Below are 18,860 nucleotides of genomic sequence, written 5' to 3'. Positions count from 1 at the left end.
AATAAAAATATTTCTATTAAATTTGCCTTTTACATATTACTAGCTAAGCTTTTAATTAATGTAATTTAATCATAATACAGTGAAAATTGTATTAGATTATCTTATTAATATGACATTGCTATATTTACTATAAAATAAAATTATCCTCTTATTTTCATGATATAAAATTTAGTAATTGTATTTTTTATATAAAAACGCGAGGTATTTTAAATTAAATATATTTATGATTTTGATGAGGTGGCGTAGCTATCTTTAAGCTTCGTTTATACCTTTCGCCTTTCAAGTTACGCTGGCGTTGGCAGCGATCGCTCATCCCTGGGATTTGATTGATTGTAGCATTGCCGTAATTCGAAATTCATTGGGTATATTGATTTCATCTTATTTATAAATCGAGAGAATAATTATTTAGTAAGTATAATTATTTGTTATGTCTCGTTTCAATCTATTTATATTACATCAATACGGATGTGAACCTTACATATTATTTTGTTGTTATGAATATGGAAGATTAATTGTTATCTCAACCAAAAATAATGTTTATAGAGTGAAATAACGTTCAATGAATAGAATATATAAGATAATTTTGAATGGCTTTTTAAGCCATTGGAGCCTTGTATCAGGAATGACAAAAGGGGCTCGAAAAACAAGCCAAAAAAAATTCTTCATTTATACATTGATTATAGGTATTGCGCTTTTTAGTCCATCATTTGATATTTGTGCAGCTAATAGTGGGCAGCGGATCGAGGGTGCAAATGGAGCATTGGTAATAGAGGGGGGGATTAAAGAAACTACAGAGACACAAACCGACGCAACGGGTCATCTGGGGCCTTATCAACAACAGTGGGATGGGGCTGCTATTTCTGGGCTTGCGGTTGGTTCAAGAGCCAAGGCTTATTTTGGTAGTGTTGCCATTGGTGATAACCCGAGTGTTAATTCTAGATATGGTATCGGAATAGGTTCGGATGCGTTTATTGATCGTAGATCCGATACTGACCTTGATAGTGATATTGGTAAGACATTTGGCAATAGACAACAAGCGGGGGCATCGGTACGCTCTATTGCAATAGGAACCTCATCATTAGTGAAAGGATCGTTCGCAGGTCTTAGTCTTGGTAATGAGACTAAGGTGAATAAGGCGGATCGTGGTGTTGCCATTGGTGATAATGCGGCAGTGGATAATGCACTCAGGGGGATTGCCATTGGGCATGGGTCGAAGGTAAATGAATCTCCTTTAGGTGTCAGTATTGGTAGTACGGCCAGAGCAGAAAATGCGAGGGCGAGCATTGCCATGGGGTCTTCAAGCTCAACAAAAAATTCCGTTTCAAGTGTGGTTATTGGTGATACAGCGGCACTAGAGGATGCGGCTGCGAGCATCGCTATTGGCTATGCAAGTTCAGTAAGAAACTCCGCTTCAGGTATTGGTATTGGTAATACAGCCAGTGTAAATAATGCAGAGAACAGTGTTGCTATTGGTCTTAATGCAAAAGTTGACGGCTTCAAAGATTCTGTCGCCCTTGGAAGTGGTTCAATAGTGACGCAGAGCAATACGGTGTCGATAGGTACCCCGACGACGCCACGTAAACTTGTCAATGTTGCGAAGGGAGAAATCAAAAATGGCGGTACGGATGCTGTCAACGCCGCCCAAATTTTTACTTTGCAGGCAGAAGTCAATAAGAATGCAAATAATATTAGAACCCATCGTTCTGAAATTACTGATGGGCGGATTGGCCTGGTACAACAGGATACGGGCACTAAGGCGATTACGGTTGCTGCGGAGAGCGTAGGGAATCAAGTTTCCCTGGTTGGTAGAGCTGGCGAACGTACCTTGACCGGCATCCAAGCAGGGGCAGTCAATATCGGCAGTACCGATGCTATCAATGGTAGTCAGCTTTTTTCTGCTAATACCGCTATTAATGCTGCTATTGATAGCAATCTTAAAAAAATTGAGGCGAATAGTGTCGAGATCACTAAAAATATGGCTAGAAGTAAGATCAATAGTGAAACGATGCTGGAAAATGCTAAACAGATTCGACTCGCTGTTACTGATATTGAAAAAAATGCAGAGGCCGTTGAGGGGTTGACGACAGATATTAAGAAGGGCGCTATTGGCTTGATGCAGAGAGATCAGGCTAACGGCGCCATCACCGTCGCTGCTGCTGATGCGGGTGAGCAGATTTCTTTTACCGGTACTACTGGTAATCGAAAGTTAACGGGGGTAAGAGAAGGTGATTTAACCGCTGCTAGCACTGATGCAGTCAATGGTCAGCAGCTTTTTACCACTAATGAAAAGGTAACGGCGAATAGCAAAGGTATCGCAGGAAATGCTAATAAAGTTAAATCAAACACGGGCAGTATTAGCATATTGAAAACACAAATCCATAATGGCGGAATTGGTCTAATGCAGCGTGACATGGCTAGTCAAGAAATTTCTGTTGCTGCTCGTCATGCCGGCGATCAAGTTTCTTTTGCCGGCACCGCCGGTGCGCGTACCTTAACGGGGGTTAAAGCAGGTGAGTTAAGCGCGACGAGTAGTGATGCTGTTAACGGTAGCCAGCTTTTTGTGACCAATGAAAATGTGGCGAAAAATAGTACGGCCATTACACAAAACGCCGGTAAGATCAGTCAAAATAGCGGGGATATTCAGTTGAACGCCGGCAATATTGCGCAGCATGAAAGCAGAATGACGCAAAGCGAAAGCCAAATCAGCCAAGCGATGAGCGACATTAAGGCGAATACCGAGGGCGTTGCGCAAAACCTCGGTAAAATCAACCAAAATAGCGCGGGTATTCAGTCGAACACCGGCAACATTGCGCAGCATGAAAGCAGAATGACGCAAAGCGAAGGCCAAATCAGTAAAGCGATGAACGACATTAAGGCGAATACCGATGGCCTTGCGCAACAGGTTGGTAAAATCAACCAAAATAGCGCGGATATTCAGTCGAACGCCGGCAATATTGCGCAGCAGGGCAGCAGGCTCACGCAAAACGAAGGCCAGATCAGCCAAGCGATGAGTAAGATCCAAGTGAATACCGAGGGCATTGCGCAACAGGTTGGTAAAATCAGTCAAAATAGCACGGATATTCAGTCGAACGCCGGCAATATTGTGCAGCAGGGCAGCAGGCTCACGCAAAGCGAAGGCCAGATCAGCCAAGCGATGAGCGACATTAAGGCGAATACCGAGGGCGTTGCGCAAAACCTCGGTAAAATCAACCAAAATAGCGCGGGTATTCAGTCGAACGCCGGCAATATTGCGCAACATGAAAGCAGAATGACGCAAAGCGAAGGCCAGATCAGTAAAGCCATGGGCGACATTAAAGCGAATACCGAGGGCGTTGCGCAAAACCTCGGTAAAATCAACCAAAATAGCGCGGGTATTCAGTCGAACACCGGCAATATTGCGCAGCATGAAAGCAGAATGACGCAAAGCGAAAGCCAAATCAGCCAAGCGGTGAGCGACATTAAGGCGAATACCGAGGGCGTTGCGCAAAACCTCGGTAAAATCAACCAAAATAGCGCGGGTATTCAGTCGAACACCGGCAATATTGCGCAACATGAAAGCAGAATGACGCAAAGCGAAGGCCAGATCAGTAAAGCCATGGGCGACATTAAGGCGAATACCGAGGGCGTTGCGCAAAACCTCGGTAAAATCAACCAAAATAGCGCGGGTATTCAGTCGAACACCGGCAATATTGCGCAGCATGAAAGCAGAATGACACAAAGCGAAGATAAAATCACCGCTAATAGCAGTGGTATTGCAAGAAATGCGGATGATATTAGTCGATTGAGCCGCGGCCTGATCCCAAATTTCATGGGTTTAGTACAACAACAATCATCGACAGATACCATTACGGTAGCGGCTGAAAGTGAAGGAGAGTTGGTGTCTCTAGCCGGTAAAGCAGGATCGCGAAGATTAAGTCATCTAAAAGAGGGTGTGTTAAGTGCAGATAGCACGGATGCTATCAATGGCCGCCAATTGCTGACGACGAATAAAGAAGTAGAAAAAAATTCAGGTGATATCAATACATTGAGGGAAGATATTATTAGAGGCTCTATCGGGTTACTACTGGATAACTCGGATCATGCTATATCAACAAGAACTCAGTCAAATAAAAGGAAAACGAGAAGTATTACCTTAGCACCCGATCATTTAGCGGAAGAAGTTTCCATTAATGGTAAAAATGGAGAGCGTTTGTTAAATGGAGTCGCCTTGGGTGAATTAAGCGAAACGAGTGCTGACGCGGTTAACGGTAGTCAACTTTTTGCCACTAATAATCGCGTTTCACAAAACAGCAATAATGTAGAGGCTGTTGCTAACAGTTTCGGCGCTGGCGCGAAAATAGATACTGCGTCGAGTAAATTTATCTCTCCAAACTATAACGTTCAAAATAAGCAATTCAATAATGTGGGTGATGCCCTGACAATGCTAAATAAGGTGGTCACTAAAAATAGTACGGATATTACTGAGTTAAAAAAAGTTATCTCTGATGATGGTATGTTATTACCGCCGGTATCTGGCGCAAATATACTGATAACGCAGGATATAGAGGGAAAAAAAATCAGAATCGGAGAAAATAAAAAAGGAAAATCCATTGATATTAGCGGTGTTGAGGGTAATCGCAGAATGACGGGTGTCAAGGATGGCATTGCTGATAATGACGCGGTTAACCTTAAACAACTAAAGGCTCACCATCGAGCCATTAAAAAATTAGATAATCGTATTGATCAGGTAAAAAATAAGCTGACCGCGGGTATTGCTTCATCTATAGCGATGGCAGGGATCCCACAGGCTTATGCCCCTGATTCCAGTTTATTCGGTGCGGCGGTTGCGAGCTACCGTGATGGATCGGCAATTGCTATCGGCGTCTCTAAAATTTCTGAAAGCGGGAAGTGGATAACCAAACTACAGAGTAGTAATAATAGCCAAAATGATTTTGCCATCTCAGTAGGTGTGGGTTACCAGTGGTAAATATTTACCAAGAGTTGCTTTGAAGGTTTTGCAAAAAATCTATTGATACAGGCTACCGCTAACATCCCTCGTTAGGAGTGATATTAGCGGTAGTGTAATTTACTCAGATAAAAGAAAAGTAGTTCGCAACCAGCGTGACGAAACTAGGTTGAGTGCTTGGACTTGTTTTTGTATTTGCAGGGAGTGGTTCATTAAAAACCTCGAAGGAGTGCGTTGCTGCGACTAATGCTTCGTGAGAGGAGCCTGTGATGTCAAGCTGGTTTTGTCTTCTCTGCTGAAACTGTTTACTGTGTAATAATTGACCGTTAGCATCGTATTGGCGCTTAGTGGTGTGGCGTGTCAGTAACTTATGATTGCTATCGTACTCGTTTGCAACGATATGTTGAGCGACTAAACGGCCGTTGGTATCGTACTCTGAATTGGTTATTTTGCTTGGCAAGTCGTCGAAAGCCCCGATCCCGTAGTCGATATCACTGGATATGAGCAAGTTACCCTGCGCATCATACACATATCTCTTTTTCTTATTTTGGTGTAGTCGACTGTTTTTATCGTACCAACGCTCGGTATTGTTTATTAAACGACCATGAGTATCATATTGATTAACCGTTTCATGAACAAATTTTAATTGTTTTTCATCATCGTAGGAAAATATAAAGGAATGAAGTAATTTTCCTTCTGTATTGTACTTAGTGTGTTTTTCGACATTTTCAGAGGGTGTGGAACTGTGAATTGTGGGTCGATCGTTTCCATTTTTTTGCAGTAAAGACACATCCGTTTGATCCATATAATACCTCGTAGTTTAATAAAATTTATCAATCACTCTAATTCTATCCAAGTATAGGAAAAAAATGGACTTTTGTGCCATAGCCTATTCGAAATCTTTTATGCTCGCTAAAGAAGATTGCTAAATTCGCCCTAAATAATGTTCCCAATCTTTCCAAACAGGCTGAAGCCCATTTTTAATTAACATCTGAGCGACCTGTTGGGCTGAACGGTTATCATGAGGCGAAAATTGCTCGAGTTCAGGATCACGGCTTGCATAGCCGCCTGGTTGCGTTTTGGAGCCGGCACTAATGTTATTGATGGCCAGTGGGATCACGTGGTCGCGAAAAAAGGGAGATTCTCTGGTCGAGAGAGAAAGTTCGACATCGGGGGAAAATAAACGAAAAGCACAAATTAATTGTACTAGTTGTCGTTCACTCATCACAGAAGCCGGTTCAACACCACCAAGACAAGGGCGTAAACGTGGAAATGAGATCGAATAGCGGCTTTGCCAGTAATTTTTTTGCAGATAAAATAAATGCTCTGCCAGCATGTAACTATCGACACGCCAACTGGGTGATAAGCCGAATAATACCCCTAAGCCGATTTTATCGATTTTGGCGCGCCCCAATCTATCCGGTGTTGCTAATCGCCAATGAAAATCTTGTTTTTTCCCGCGTAAGTGGTGCTGGTGGTAGCTGGCAGCGTGATAAGTTTCTTGGTACACCATAACCGCATCTAGCCCCAGTTTTTTTAATTCAGCATATTCTTGTTCTGTTAGGGGCTGGACTTCCATCATTAACGCACTAAAATTTTTGCGGATCGCCGGTAAATGACGGCGAAAATACTCCATACCTACCTTTGTTTGATGCTCTCCGGTAACCAGCAATAGATGTTCGAAGCCTTGGGCTTTGATAGCCGAGCATTCACGGATAATTTCGTCTTCATTGAGCGTTTTACGTTTGATTTTGTTGCTCATGGAAAATCCGCAATAGCTGCATTCATTGGCACAGAGATTGGATAGATAGAGTGGTACAAAAAAATTAACGGTATTACCAAAGCGTTGTCTGGTTAATTGTTGTGCTTTTTGCGCTAGTGGTTCGAGATAGGATTGTGCTATCGGTGAGAGCAGAGCCATCATATCTTCTCGGCTTGGTTTGTTGGCATTGAGGGCACGTTCAACATCAAATGCCGTTTTGCTGTTGATCCGCAACGCGATATCATCCCAATTTAGCCTTTGCCAATGATGACTAAAATCATTAAACATGTTGTTGATCTTTTATTTGATTGAGAAAAGCAGTTAATGGGCTGCTGGCGACCGCCTGTTGTTGACGCTGAGCCAATCCGGCTTGATAAGCTAATCTCCCCGCTTCCACTGCCAGTTTGAAGGCTTGTGCCATTTGCACGGGATGACAGGAAACGGCGATGGCGGTGTTGATCAACACCGCATCTGCCCCGAGCTCCATGGCTTCCAGCGCGTGGCTAGGTGCGCCAAGACCCGCATCCACCACCACCGGTACTTTGCTTTGTTCGATAATCCATTGTAAAAAATCGCGGGTGCGTAGCCCCAAATTAGTACCAATGGGGGCGCCGAGTGGCATCACAGCAGCGCAGCCGACCTCTTCTAAGCGTTTGCATAGCACGGGATCAGCACTGCAATAGGGCAACACGACGAATCCTTCTTTTACCAATGCTTCCGCGGCGTTTAAGGTTTCTATCGGATCGGGTAACAAATGTCTGCTATTGGGATGAATTTCTAGCTTTATCCAGTCAGTTTTTAGCGCTTCCCGCGCCAATTTGGCCGCAAAAATAGCTTCTTTTGCTGTTTTGGCGCCGGAGGTATTCGGCAGTAGTTGGACACTAACGGATCGTAGCGGTGTTAAAATCGTATCCTGATTTGCAGCGAGATCAACCCGTTTCATCGCGAGCGTCACTAATTGTGAGCCTGACGCCTGTAGTGCCTCCGTCATCAATTTTGCATTAGCAAATTTTCCTGTGCCCATAAACAGGCGTGAGCTAAAGGAGGTATCGGCAATGGTTAACTGATTTTTATGATCGATGGTCAAAATATTAGCCTCCGGCGATTACCTGAAAAAGTAAAATATCATCCCCTTCTTTCACCCTATGCGTGGCCCAATCGCTTTGAGGAATAATAGTTTGATTTATGGCTAAGGCATTCCCCTGCTGAGTTTGTTGTAATTGCTGAAGCAGGTTGTCAATGGTCATGGCGCTTTCAAGCTCTATCGGCTGATCATTAAGCATAATTTTCATATTATTTTTCACCTGGTTGTTTTATTACGCCACAAACTGCACAGTGGCTTGAACGACTTAATTGCAAGTGACGCCAACTGTTTTTTTTGCCATTAAATAAACCGAGTTTTCCACTGAGGGCGGAAGGGAGCCCCGCTAGAATTTTGATCGCTTCCAATGCTTGTAATGTGCCGATAACGCCAACCACAGGACCTAATACCCCTGCTGTACGGCAGTTGTTTGGCGCGATTTTTTGATTGGGATACAGGCATGCGTAGCAACCATAGCGATAGGGGGGCTCGATAACCAATAGTTGTCCGTTAAAACCGATGGCGCTGCCGCTGATTAGCGTTTTTTGCGCGCTAATACAGGCGGAATTGATGTGATAACGTGTTGGCAAGTTATCACTGCAATCGAGTACTAAATCAACGTCTTTGATCCCCTTCGCTAAATTTTCTTCCGTCAGTCTATTGTTGATAACGCGGATAGTGATCTGCGGATTGAGTTGATGCAAATGGGCGCTGGCGCGTTTGGCTTTACTCTGACCAATATCGGCAGTGCGATACAGGATCTGGCGTGATAAATTAGTCAAATCCAGCCGATCATCATCTGCGAGTGATAATGTGCCCACCCCTGCGGCGGCTAAATAAAGCGCCGCAGGGGATCCTAGCCCGCCAAGACCCACGATAAGTACGTGAGCACGCTGTAATTGATGCTGTCCTTGATAATTTATCTCTTCTAACATCAGTTGGCGGCTGTAACGTAAAAAATCACTATCATCCATAAGCGATATCCTGATTTTCGATCAGGCGCAATAACGCCGCTGTTGCCTGACGCCAATCGGCGGCTTTGGTGATGGCACTCACGACGGCTACCCCCCCCACTCCGCATGCCAATACCGGTAGCACACGCTCAATACTGATCCCCCCAATAGCGACAGTTGGGTAATCAGGCGTATTTTTCACTTGACGTTTTAATGCTGCTAGCCCCTGCGGTGAAGACGGCATTTGCTTCGTTTGCGTAGGAAAAATATGACCGAGGGCGATATAAGAGGGTCGTATTTGGCGCGCTTGTGCTAATTCTTGCTCGTCATGGGTTGAAATACCGAGCCGCAAGCCAGCAGCTTGCATAGCACTGAGATCGGCAGTGCTGAGATCCTCTTGCCCTAAATGCACGCCATAGGCTTGGTGTTTGATAGCCAGTTGCCAATAGTCATTAATAAAAAGTTTCGCGTCTGGATACTGTTGACTCAGTGAAATGGCGCTAACGATGGTTTTTTCTAGCTGTATCGCTGCTAAATGCTTAATACGCAATTGTAAGCTAGTTACCCCACTATCCAACATGCGGTTGATCCAGGTTAGTGAATCCACCACGGGGTACAGACCCAATCGGCATGAGGTATTGGCAAAAGGGGCGTCAGGAAGATTCATTGGTTGCCCCTGTCGGTAAATTGACTGCTGCCTGATACAGTTCACCGCCGTTAGAACGGAATGCTGCTGCCATTTTTGCCATGCCGTCTTGTTGTATCTGTATTGGTTGTGCGGCTATTTCTTGTACGGCAGCATAGTCACGTATTTCTTGTGAAATTTTCATCGAGCAAAATTTTGGCCCGCACATAGAACAAAAGTGAGCGACTTTGCCAGATTCTTGTGGCAGGGTCTCATCGTGATAGGCGCGGGCGGTAGCAGGGTCGAGGGATAAATTAAACTGATCTTCCCAACGAAATTCAAAACGTGCTTTTGACAGGGCGTTATCACGGATCTGCGCCCCGGGGTGTCCTTTTGCTAAATCAGCAGCATGGGCGGCAATTTTGTAGGTAATCAGCCCTTGTTTGACATCTTCTTTATTTGGCAGACCCAAATGCTCTTTGGGCGTGACATAACACAACATAGCGCAACCAAACCATCCGATTATCGCGGCGCCAATCCCCGAAGTAAAATGATCATAGCCAGGGGCGATATCGGTGGTCAGTGGCCCTAATGTGTAGAAAGGTGCTTCATGGCAGTGCGCTAATTCTTCTGCCATATTACGGCGGATCATCTGCATGGGCACGTGCCCAGGTCCTTCGATCATCACTTGTACATCATATTGCCAGGCAATTTTTGTTAGTTCGCCCAAGGTATACAGCTCTGCAAATTGCGCCTCATCATTGGCATCTTGAATAGAGCCTGGGCGCAATCCATCACCGAGTGAAAGTGAAACATCATAGGCGGCACAAATTTGGCAAATTTCTTTGAAATGCTCATACAAAAAATTTTCTTGATGATGAGACAAACACCACTTTGCCATGATAGAGCCGCCACGGGAGACAATACCGGTCAAACGCTTGGCGGTCATAGGCACATAACGCAGCAATACCCCTGCATGGATGGTGAAATAATCAACGCCTTGTTCTGCTTGCTCTAATAATGTGTCACGAAATATTTCCCAATTTAGATCCTCAGCAACGCCGTTGACTTTTTCTAATGCTTGATAAATTGGCACCGTCCCTATCGGCACTGGGCTGTTGCGCAAGATCCATTCACGTGTTTCGTGAATATAACGCCCGGTTGATAAATCCATCACGGTATCCGCCCCCCAACGGGTTGCCCACACCAATTTTTCTACTTCTTCTTCGATAGAAGAGCTGACGGCAGAATTGCCGATATTGGCATTCACTTTGACTAAAAAGTTACGACCAATGATCATGGGCTCTGATTCAGGGTGATTAATATTTGCAGGGATAATCGCGCGTCCAGCAGCAACTTCTTGCCGGACAAATTCTGCAGTAATGTTTTTTGGCAGATTGGCACCGAAGGCTTGCCCAGTATGTTGTTGGAGTAATAGTTCACTGGTGATTTTTTCGCGGTTCATATTTTCACGAATGGCGATAAATTCCATTTCAGGAGTGATGATACCGGCACGGGCATAATGTAACTGGGTAACACATCGATTCGTCATGGCTTTTATCGGCCGTGGGAGTTGTTCGAAACGTAGATGATCAAGCCCTTCATCAGCCAAACGTTGTTGAGTAAAACCAGAGCTAACTGTTAGTAATGCTTCGGTATCTTGTCGTTCTTTGATCCAATTAGCACGTAGTTTAGGCAAGCCAATATGCACATCTAATTTAGATTGAGGATCACCATAGGGGCCGGAGGTATCGTAAACCGGGATCGCGGGATTATTTTGGTAAGAGGGGGGGTGATTTTTGCCTGAAATCAATGTAGCACTTTGTTGAATTTCACGCATAGGGACTCGAATATCTGGCCGTGAGCCGGATTGATAAATACGTTTAGAATTGGGAAAAGTAATCCCTTTTAGCGTAGTAATAAACTGCTCAGCAGCATCACGTTGCTGTTTACGTGGGCGTGTAATAGCTTGATGGGGCGGTATTATAGTTTTAGACACAGCAAATTCCTGTTGATTATCGAGAAAATTTATCTACGGAGAAAATTGCTTGTCTGGAGTATGGCGGGAGGGAGTAATGGTACTAGTTAAGATAGCTGTTCTTGTGCTCGCTGATTAACGATAAATTACTCTTGTTCCCTTCGCGGGTATTAACCCGATCAGGTTCCGCGGATCCCGAATTAACGGTCTCAGCCTGTGAGTACCCTTCGCCTTTGAAGTTGCCTTTGGCTGCCAGTGCGATCGACCGATGAGCGTAGACATACTACGTGATTCGGTGAACACCCGCAGCAAACAACGCGGCGGCTTCAAAGGCGAAGGGTATAATAGTCACACTAGGCACTCCGACAAGAACGCCTAGTATAGGAGAAGGAATAAAAACCACAAGTCTTGTTGGTTATATCCTTACTTTTTACTTTCTGGTGCTACAGCTTGCCATGCCCAATGAATCAATTGATCTTCGAGCTTAAAACGTGTGTCAAGTGCTTCACCAATATCGGACAATGCCAGGTTAAGTTTTGAGTAACTTTCATCATCGATGGTCACGTTGAGGTAATTATCGTGCCATTTCATGATATGTTCGGTATTATTTTTTAACTTGGGATAAATTTCAGTAGTGAGCGCCATTTTAGGACTAGATTGTCCCTCTGCTTGTTTGATAATGGTATCGTAGATCTGAAAATGACCCGCCAAAAGATAATCGATCAAATTCTGACTAAAATTCTCCAGCGCTTTTTCATTGAATGGAGTATGCTTCGTTTTTTGCGGTTTTACACCGATAACGGTGCAATAGGTGACGAGTAGTTCTTTACGTGCATGAAGCCATTGATCAATGCATTTATTACTGCCACCAACACGTTGAGTTAGGTTTTTCAGTCGGTTGAGCATAGTCGATTCCGTGAGTTATTAATATGACGGTAAGTGAAACAGCCTTTTGTTAGCATTGGCTACGATTTTGATAGCGGGCTGCTATACCTTTCGCCTTTGAAGCCACCGCGTTGTTGGCTGCGGACATTCGCCCGAATCACACATTCGCTCGAATCACATAGTAGGTCTACGCTCATCGGGTTGCACGCCCTGGCCGCTTAGCGGCAACTTCAAAGACTGTGGTATATATGTAACATTCTAAAATGTAACAATTCAAATGTAATAATCCAGGTGCTAGAGTGCCAGTGAAGCTAATGTTGTGCAACAAGGATATAATTTGGGAAGCCATTTTATGAATAAATTAAAAAATGATCGCTATCTGCGCGCTTTGCTGCGCCAACCTGTTGATATTACCCCGGTATGGATGATGCGCCAAGCCGGTCGCTATTTACCGGAATATCAAGATATCCGCAAGAAGGCGGGTGATTTTATGTCATTGTGTAAAAATCCAGAATTAGCTTGTGAAGTTACGATGCAACCTTTGCGACGTTATCCCTTATTAGATGCCGCCATTGTATTTTCTGATATTTTAACAATTCCTGATGCTATGGGGCTTGAACTCTATTTTGTTGAGGGTGAAGGCCCGCGTTTTGGCAAACCGATAACGTGCCGAGCGGATGTGGAGAAGCTTCCTAATCCTGATCCAGAACAAGAATTAGGTTATGTGATGGATGCGGTACGAAGGGTTCGACATGAATTGGCCGGTAGTCTGCCCTTGATTGGTTTTTCCGGCAGCCCATGGACACTGGCAACTTATATGGTCGAAGGAGGTAGCTGCAAAAATAAAAATTTTACTAAAATAAAAAAAATGATGTGGGATGACCCAGAGAGTCTAAAGTTATTATTGGAAAAACTGACCAAAACCGTCACTCAATATTTAAATGCACAAATCAAGGCTGGGGCGCAATCTGTGATGATTTTTGATACCTGGGGAGGCTTATTAACCACCAAAGGTTATCAAACATTTTCTTCGCACTATATGAAAAAAATTTTGTTGGAATTGCTTCGTGAACATGAAGGGCACCCTGTGCCTGTCACCCTATTTACTAAAGGTGGTGGGCACTGGTTGGAAGAAATAGTATCAACAGGCTGTGATGCTATAGGGTTAGATTGGACAACTGATATTGCTAGTGCCCGCCGTCAGGTAGGCGATAAAGTGGCGTTACAAGGTAATATGGATCCTCATATTTTATGTGCTCAGCCAGAACGTATTCGGCAAGAAGTGAGTAGTATTTTGGCGGGTTATGGTGAAGGAAGTGGCCACGTATTTAATTTAGGCCACGGGATCCTTCAGGATACATTGCCAGAAAATGTTGACGTATTCGTTAACGCGGTCCATAGTTTTTCTCGTCAATATCATCAATCGGTTACTGATACATTAGCACTGAGTGGGGCACCCTTGCTGTCATAGGTTATACTCTTTGTCTTTGAAGCTGATGCGTTTTTGGCTGCAACGAAAAGGAGCCTGGGTATATGTTCTGTCATTTTAGCTATCTTATTGCCGATGATAGAAAAGGATAAATGTTAGAGAAGATATGATGTTACGTAATCCGATTCATGCTCGTTTCGAAAAGTTGAAAAATTGGCAAAGTCTGACGTTTATGGTTTGTCTATGTGAGCGGATGTATCCCAATTATTATAAATTTTGTTTAGAAACGGGCTTTGGTGATGCTAGGGTTTATCGCTGCATTCTGGATTTACTGTGGGAAACTTTACTGGTAAAGAATGTTAAGGTAAATTTTGATCATCAACTTGAAAAATTAGAAGGCCTTATTCCTTTGGCGGAAAGTGATTCGATTTACGGAGTTTATCCTGCGATTGATGCTTGTATTGCGTTGAGTGAAGTTGTTCATGCTCATTTGAGTGGTGAAACTTTGTATCACACTGTCACTATTAGCGAAGTTTCTGTACGTACAGTGGCGATGTTGGCGATGACGCTGGTGGGTAAAGAAATGACGGAGGATGAATTGAAGATGTTGCCGGCTGTGATGGAGGAATGGGATATTCAATGGGAGATTTTTCGTCGACTAGTTGATTGTAAAAAACCTGATCTCGATCTTATCAAAGGGTTGCGATCTAAAATAAAAGAAGCGGCAGTGAGTAATATTGGTATAAATTTAATGCAATTAAAGAAAAAACGTGATTAAACCCTCAATTTGAGGTGTCTGAAGACTTCACAGCAGAGCCTGTCTGTTCTACATTGGGAGGCTGAAGAACGAGTACCTAGTGCCTGTATGCCTAAGAGCCTATTCAAAATCTTTTTTAGTGATGCTCAATTGATGAAAAAATGAGTGAAACCGCAGTTTACACAAAGTAAATGGGTATTTTGAGCTTTCTTTTTGACGAAGTATTAGCGAGCACAAAAGATTTCGAATAGGCTCTAAGCGTGTTCTTAGTGCTAGATAGTGACATACGATAAATTTATTTTAAGGATAGTTTATGAATAAGACGCAATTGATTGATAAAGTTGCAGAGAAAATAGGTAGTAGCAAGACTGATGCTAGAGCTGCTGTAGAAGCTGTTCTGGATAGCATTAGTGACTCTTTGAAAGAGGGTGATGCAGTGCAGATAGTTGGTTTTGGCACGTTTAAAACCAATAAACGCCAAGCACGTACTGGCCGTAATCCACAAACCGGTGCGCCATTAAAAATTCCAGAGAAGATTGTTCCTGCTTTTATTGCAGGTAAGGGTTTAAAAGATAAAGTGGAACCACCTTCTGAAGCTAAAGGGAGAAAAACTACAGGGAAATCATCTTCTGCAGGTAAAGGGTCAAAATCTTCAGATAAAAAAGATAATACGGGTAAGAAATAAACTTGATTCAATAAAAGTAATGATAAATAAAGAGAGGGATTAACCATCCCTCTCTTTATTTATAAAATTTATTGATCGCGCGCCATATAACTGAATCAGTCTAATTTGATTCAAGGCGGAGGAGCACAAACAGTACAAATAGTACGGCAAGCGACGACAACATTTAAATCAAGTTAGAATGATTTGGCTATAGCGCGATAGCCAATATCGGTACGGCAAAAACTCCCTGGCCAGCGAATATTTTTAGTCAATCGATACGCCTTTTCTTGCGCCTCTGCGACAGTAGTGCCGAGAGCTGTTACACAAAGAACCCGTCCCCCGTTAGTCACTAGCTGTTTACTGTCATTGAAACAGGTTCCTGCGTGAAATACTTTTTCATTATTATCTACTTGTTGTTGTGGTAAGGGCAGCGGTAAACCTTCAATAATATCTCCCTTACGGTAAGTACTCGGATAACCTTCGGCGGCCATGACGACACCTAATGCACAGTATTGATGCCACTCAGATTTTTTTTCATCCAATTTTCCTTGTGCACCGGCTAAACAAAGTTCGACTAAATCAGATTGCAGACGTAACATAATGGGCTGAGTTTCTGGATCGCCCAAGCGGCAATTAAATTCAATCACTTTCGGTTTTCCGTCAGCCGAAATCATTAAACCGGCGTATAAAAAACCAGTATAAATGTGTCCTTCGGCTGCCATGCCACGTACTGTTGGCCAGATAATTTGCTCCATGATCCGTTGATGGATCTCATCTGTGACCACTGGTGCCGGTGAATAAGCCCCCATGCCACCGGTATTGAGTCCGTTATCGCCATCTGCAACACGCTTATGATCTTGGCTGGTGGCCATAGGTAAGATATGTTCACCATCGACCATAACGATAAAGCTCGCTTCTTCACCTTGGAGAAATTCTTCGATAACGATACGATGGCCAGCATGACCAAAAACATTACCCGCCAGCATATCATTCACCGCGGCTTCAGCTTCTGCCAGTGTCATGGCGACCACAACCCCTTTTCCAGCCGCCAATCCATCGGCTTTAATCACTATGGGAGCCCCTTTTTGACGAACGTAAGCTAAGGCTGCTTCAACATCAGTAAAGTTTTGGTATTCAGCGGTTGGGATTTGATGACGCGCTAGAAAATCTTTGGTGAAAGCTTTAGAGCCTTCTAATTGCGCCGCGGCTTGGGTCGGGCCAAATATCGTTAGATTGGCGGCGCGAAAAGTATCAACAATTCCCATGACTAACGGTGCTTCTGGGCCAACAATCGTCAAATCAATAGCATGACTTTGGGCAAATGCCAATAACCCTTTGATATCTGTGGCTGCAATATCAATATTTTCTAATTTAGGCTCTAACGCAGTGCCTGCGTTGCCTGGGGCGATATAAATTTTTTTCGCTAAAGGTGATTGGGCTGCCTTCCAGCCGAGCGCATGTTCGCGTCCACCATTACCAATAATTAAAATATTCATCTGGATTATCCCGTAAAATTATGCGGTTTAGAAAAATAAGGGGATGTTAACTTAATATACCCTTCGCCTTTGAAGCTGCCGCGTTGTTGGCTGCGGGTGTTCGCCGAATCACGTAGTTTATCTACGCTCATCGGTCTCACGCCCTGGCAGCCGAAGGCAGCTTCAAAGACGAAGGGTATAGACCTGTTTCCAAACTACGGTTTGGATACAGGTCTAATGGCGGAAATGGCGCATACCGGTAAAAATCATGGCGATATTATGCTCATTGGCGGCGGCAATGACCTCTTGATCACGCAGTGAGCCGCCAGGTTGGATAATACAACTGATGCCGACAGCGGCTGCCTCATCAATCGCATCGCGAAATGGAAAGAACGCATCGGATGCCATCACTGCACCCTTTACTGCCAATTTTTCATCTGTTGCTTTAATGCTGGCAATTTTGGCCGAATAAACTCGGCTCATTTGGCCTGCGCCTATACCAATGGTCATATTATCGCGGGCGTAGACAATGGCATTGGATTTTACAAACTTTGCCACTTTCCAGCTAAATAAAGCATCACGTAATTCTTTTGGGTTAGGTTGACGTTGAGAAACCACTTGTAAATCGGTTTCTGTCACCATGCCAAGATCACGCTCTTGCACCAATAGCCCGCCGTTAACCCGTTTAAAGTCTAAAGCCTTTGTTTGTGTTTGATCATGCCACTGGCCACACACTAGCACCCGCACATTCTTTTTCGTAGCCAGTAATGCTTTGGCACTTTCGCTGACACTGGGGGCGATGATCACTTCGACAAATTGCTTTGCGATAATCGTTGTTGCTGTATCGGCATCTAATTCGCGATTAAAAGCAATAATGCCGCCAAAAGCGGAAGTGGGATCGGTTTTGTAAGCCTTTTCATAGGCACTGAGAATAGCATCGCTGATAGCGACACCACAGGGATTAGCATGTTTTACGATCACACAGGCAGGTTCACTGAACGCTTTAATACATTCTAGCGCCGCGTCGCTATCCGCAATATTGTTATAAGAAAGCGGTTTGCCTTGTAATTGTTGTGAGCTGGCAACCGACGCTTCTTGCCATTGGTCTTCTACGTAAAAGGCCGCTTGCTGGTGGCTGTTTTCACCGTAACGCATATTTTGTTTTTTAATATAGTTAAGGTTGATGGTTCGGGGGAAAAAACCACAAGGCTGCTCGGTATCATCATGATAAGGAGAAACCAGTGTACCCAAATAATTGGCGATCATACTGTCATAAACCGCGGTATGCTCAAACGCTTTCACTGCCAGATTGAAACGGGTTGTATCAGTCAGGGCCCCATTATTTGTTTTCAGCTCATTAATAATTGACAGATAGTCGCTGTTTTTAACGACGATAGCCACATCTTTATGATTTTTGGCGGCTGAACGCACCATCGTGGGCCCACCGATATCGATGTTCTCAATGGCCTCTTCCAGTGAGCAATCTGCTTTGGCAACGGTTTGCGCGAAGGGATACAAATTCACCACTACCATATCAATAGCTTGAATATTGTGTTCTGCCATAATGGCTTCATCTTGATTTCGTCGTGCTAAAATACCGCCATGTATTTTAGGATGCAGCGTTTTAACGCGTCCCGCCATCATTTCAGGAAAACCAGTATAATCAGCAATGTCGACAACGGTTAGCCCGGCTTCTCGTAATAAACTGGCAGTACCACCGGTGGAAATGAGTTCTACATTATTTTCATAAAGCGCTTGAGCAAATTCAACGATATCGGTTTTGTCAGAGACACTAATGAGAGCACGGCGGATAGGGATAAAAGAAGACGTAGAAGGCGGGGTAGTTTGCTGCATGATTTTTAATTCCTTGGCTTTTTATTGCAAATAATATACCCATAGCCCTTGAAGTTGCCTTCGGCTGCCAGGGCGTGAGACCCGATGAGCCTGGATATATAGCCGAATCAGTTTAATTTGATTCAAGGCGGAGGAGCGCAGACAGTACAAATAGTACGGCAAGCGACGACAACACAGAATCAAATTATATAGCCAACAACACGGCAGCTTCAAAGGCGAAGGGTATAGAGTGAAAAATAAGTGATGCGAATTGTAGCGAAAACGATTAAGTGATGCTCGTCAAATTTAATCACTGTGTCTGAGGCAGCAAATAGAATCGCTTTGCTGTGATGCGCCAGAGGCGAAATTTGCTAGAAATAGGGAGAGTAGTTCACTACTATACCCACAGTCCTTCAAGTTGCCGCTAGGCGAGAGTGTGAGACCGATGAGCGTGGACATACCATGAGGCGAGC

Annotated in this window: 14 protein-coding genes and 1 pseudogene; 4 read left to right on the top strand and 11 right to left on the bottom strand. The window is 44.0% G+C overall.

The genetic code is table 11. The features are described 5' to 3' along the window. Window positions 1–622: 622 nt before the first annotated feature. Window positions 623–4,966: a YadA-like family protein gene (locus AACL30_RS08020; protein WP_339058294.1), complete on the top strand. Its 4,344-nt coding sequence runs from the start codon at window positions 623–625 to the stop codon at window positions 4,964–4,966. A gap of 103 nt (window positions 4,967–5,069) precedes the next feature. Here the strand turns inward: AACL30_RS08020 and AACL30_RS08015 are convergent, their stop codons facing one another. The 8 genes from AACL30_RS08015 to rsd form a co-directional block, all read right to left on the bottom strand. Continuing rightward, entirely contained in the window at window positions 5,070–5,750 is a 681-nt protein-coding gene (locus AACL30_RS08015; RefSeq protein WP_339058293.1) for a hypothetical protein, read from the bottom strand. Window positions 5,751–5,870: 120 nt separating this feature from the next. Continuing rightward, window positions 5,871–6,995 (bottom strand): 2-iminoacetate synthase ThiH, encoded by a 1,125-nt coding sequence (gene thiH / locus AACL30_RS08010; protein WP_339058292.1) that lies wholly within the window; start codon window positions 6,993–6,995, stop codon window positions 5,871–5,873. Then, the gene (locus tag AACL30_RS08005) at window positions 6,988–7,794 is read right to left on the bottom strand and encodes a thiazole synthase (RefSeq protein WP_339058291.1); all 807 of its coding nucleotides are present in this window, start codon (window positions 7,792–7,794) and stop codon (window positions 6,988–6,990) included. The genes thiH and AACL30_RS08005 overlap by 8 nt, the downstream gene beginning before the upstream one ends. 4 nt (window positions 7,795–7,798) lie before the next feature. After that, window positions 7,799–7,999 (bottom strand): sulfur carrier protein ThiS, encoded by a 201-nt coding sequence (gene thiS, locus AACL30_RS08000; protein ID WP_339058290.1) that lies wholly within the window; start codon window positions 7,997–7,999, stop codon window positions 7,799–7,801. Window position 8,000: 1 nt separating this feature from the next. After that, a complete protein-coding gene (locus AACL30_RS07995; RefSeq protein ID WP_339058289.1) occupies window positions 8,001–8,762 on the bottom strand; it encodes a HesA/MoeB/ThiF family protein in 762 nt (253 codons plus the stop codon). Continuing rightward, entirely contained in the window at window positions 8,755–9,408 is a 654-nt protein-coding gene (thiE, locus tag AACL30_RS07990) for a thiamine phosphate synthase (protein ID WP_339058288.1), read from the bottom strand. The genes AACL30_RS07995 and thiE overlap by 8 nt, the downstream gene beginning before the upstream one ends. Continuing rightward, complete coding sequence (thiC, locus tag AACL30_RS07985; RefSeq protein WP_339058287.1) at window positions 9,395–11,365, bottom strand: phosphomethylpyrimidine synthase ThiC; 1,971 nt, start codon at window positions 11,363–11,365, stop codon at window positions 9,395–9,397. Before thiC ends, thiE begins: the two co-directional genes overlap by 14 nt. Before the next feature lie 402 nt (window positions 11,366–11,767). Further along, complete coding sequence (gene rsd, locus AACL30_RS07980; RefSeq protein WP_339058286.1) at window positions 11,768–12,250, bottom strand: sigma D regulator; 483 nt, start codon at window positions 12,248–12,250, stop codon at window positions 11,768–11,770. Between the two features lie 331 nt (window positions 12,251–12,581). On the opposite strand from rsd, the gene hemE reads away from it, so the two are divergent. From hemE to AACL30_RS07965, 3 genes and pseudogenes are all read left to right on the top strand, one after another. Beyond that, a complete protein-coding gene (gene hemE, locus AACL30_RS07975) occupies window positions 12,582–13,700 on the top strand; it encodes a uroporphyrinogen decarboxylase (RefSeq protein WP_339058285.1) in 1,119 nt (372 codons plus the stop codon). Between the two features lie 127 nt (window positions 13,701–13,827). After that, on the top strand, window positions 13,828–14,436 hold the full coding sequence (locus AACL30_RS07970; RefSeq protein ID WP_339058284.1) for a YjaG family protein: 609 nt from the start codon (window positions 13,828–13,830) through the stop codon (window positions 14,434–14,436). A 292-nt stretch (window positions 14,437–14,728) separates the two neighbouring features. Then, a pseudogene (locus AACL30_RS07965) lies at window positions 14,729–14,998 on the top strand (HU family DNA-binding protein); the annotation flags it as partial. 275 nt (window positions 14,999–15,273) lie between these two features. On the opposite strand, the gene purD reads toward AACL30_RS07965, so the two are convergent. The 3 genes from purD to purH all read right to left on the bottom strand — a co-directional run bounded on the left by purD (window position 15,274) and on the right by purH (window position 18,408). Continuing rightward, complete coding sequence (purD, locus tag AACL30_RS07960; RefSeq protein ID WP_339058283.1) at window positions 15,274–16,575, bottom strand: phosphoribosylamine--glycine ligase; 1,302 nt, start codon at window positions 16,573–16,575, stop codon at window positions 15,274–15,276. 5 nt (window positions 16,576–16,580) lie between these two features. Then, a complete protein-coding gene (locus AACL30_RS07955) occupies window positions 16,581–16,706 on the bottom strand; it encodes a hypothetical protein (RefSeq protein WP_339058282.1) in 126 nt (41 codons plus the stop codon). An 82-nt stretch (window positions 16,707–16,788) separates the two neighbouring features. Beyond that, a complete protein-coding gene (purH, locus tag AACL30_RS07950; RefSeq protein WP_339058281.1) occupies window positions 16,789–18,408 on the bottom strand; it encodes a bifunctional phosphoribosylaminoimidazolecarboxamide formyltransferase/IMP cyclohydrolase in 1,620 nt (539 codons plus the stop codon). Between the last annotated feature and the right edge of the window lie 452 nt (window positions 18,409–18,860).

Origin of the sequence: Candidatus Regiella endosymbiont of Tuberolachnus salignus (assembly GCF_964020115.1) — a bacterium.
GTDB lineage: Bacteria > Pseudomonadota > Gammaproteobacteria > Enterobacterales > Enterobacteriaceae > Regiella > Regiella insecticola.
Note: the sequence above shows the minus strand (reverse complement) of the source record. Positions and strands in the feature narration are given on the sequence as shown.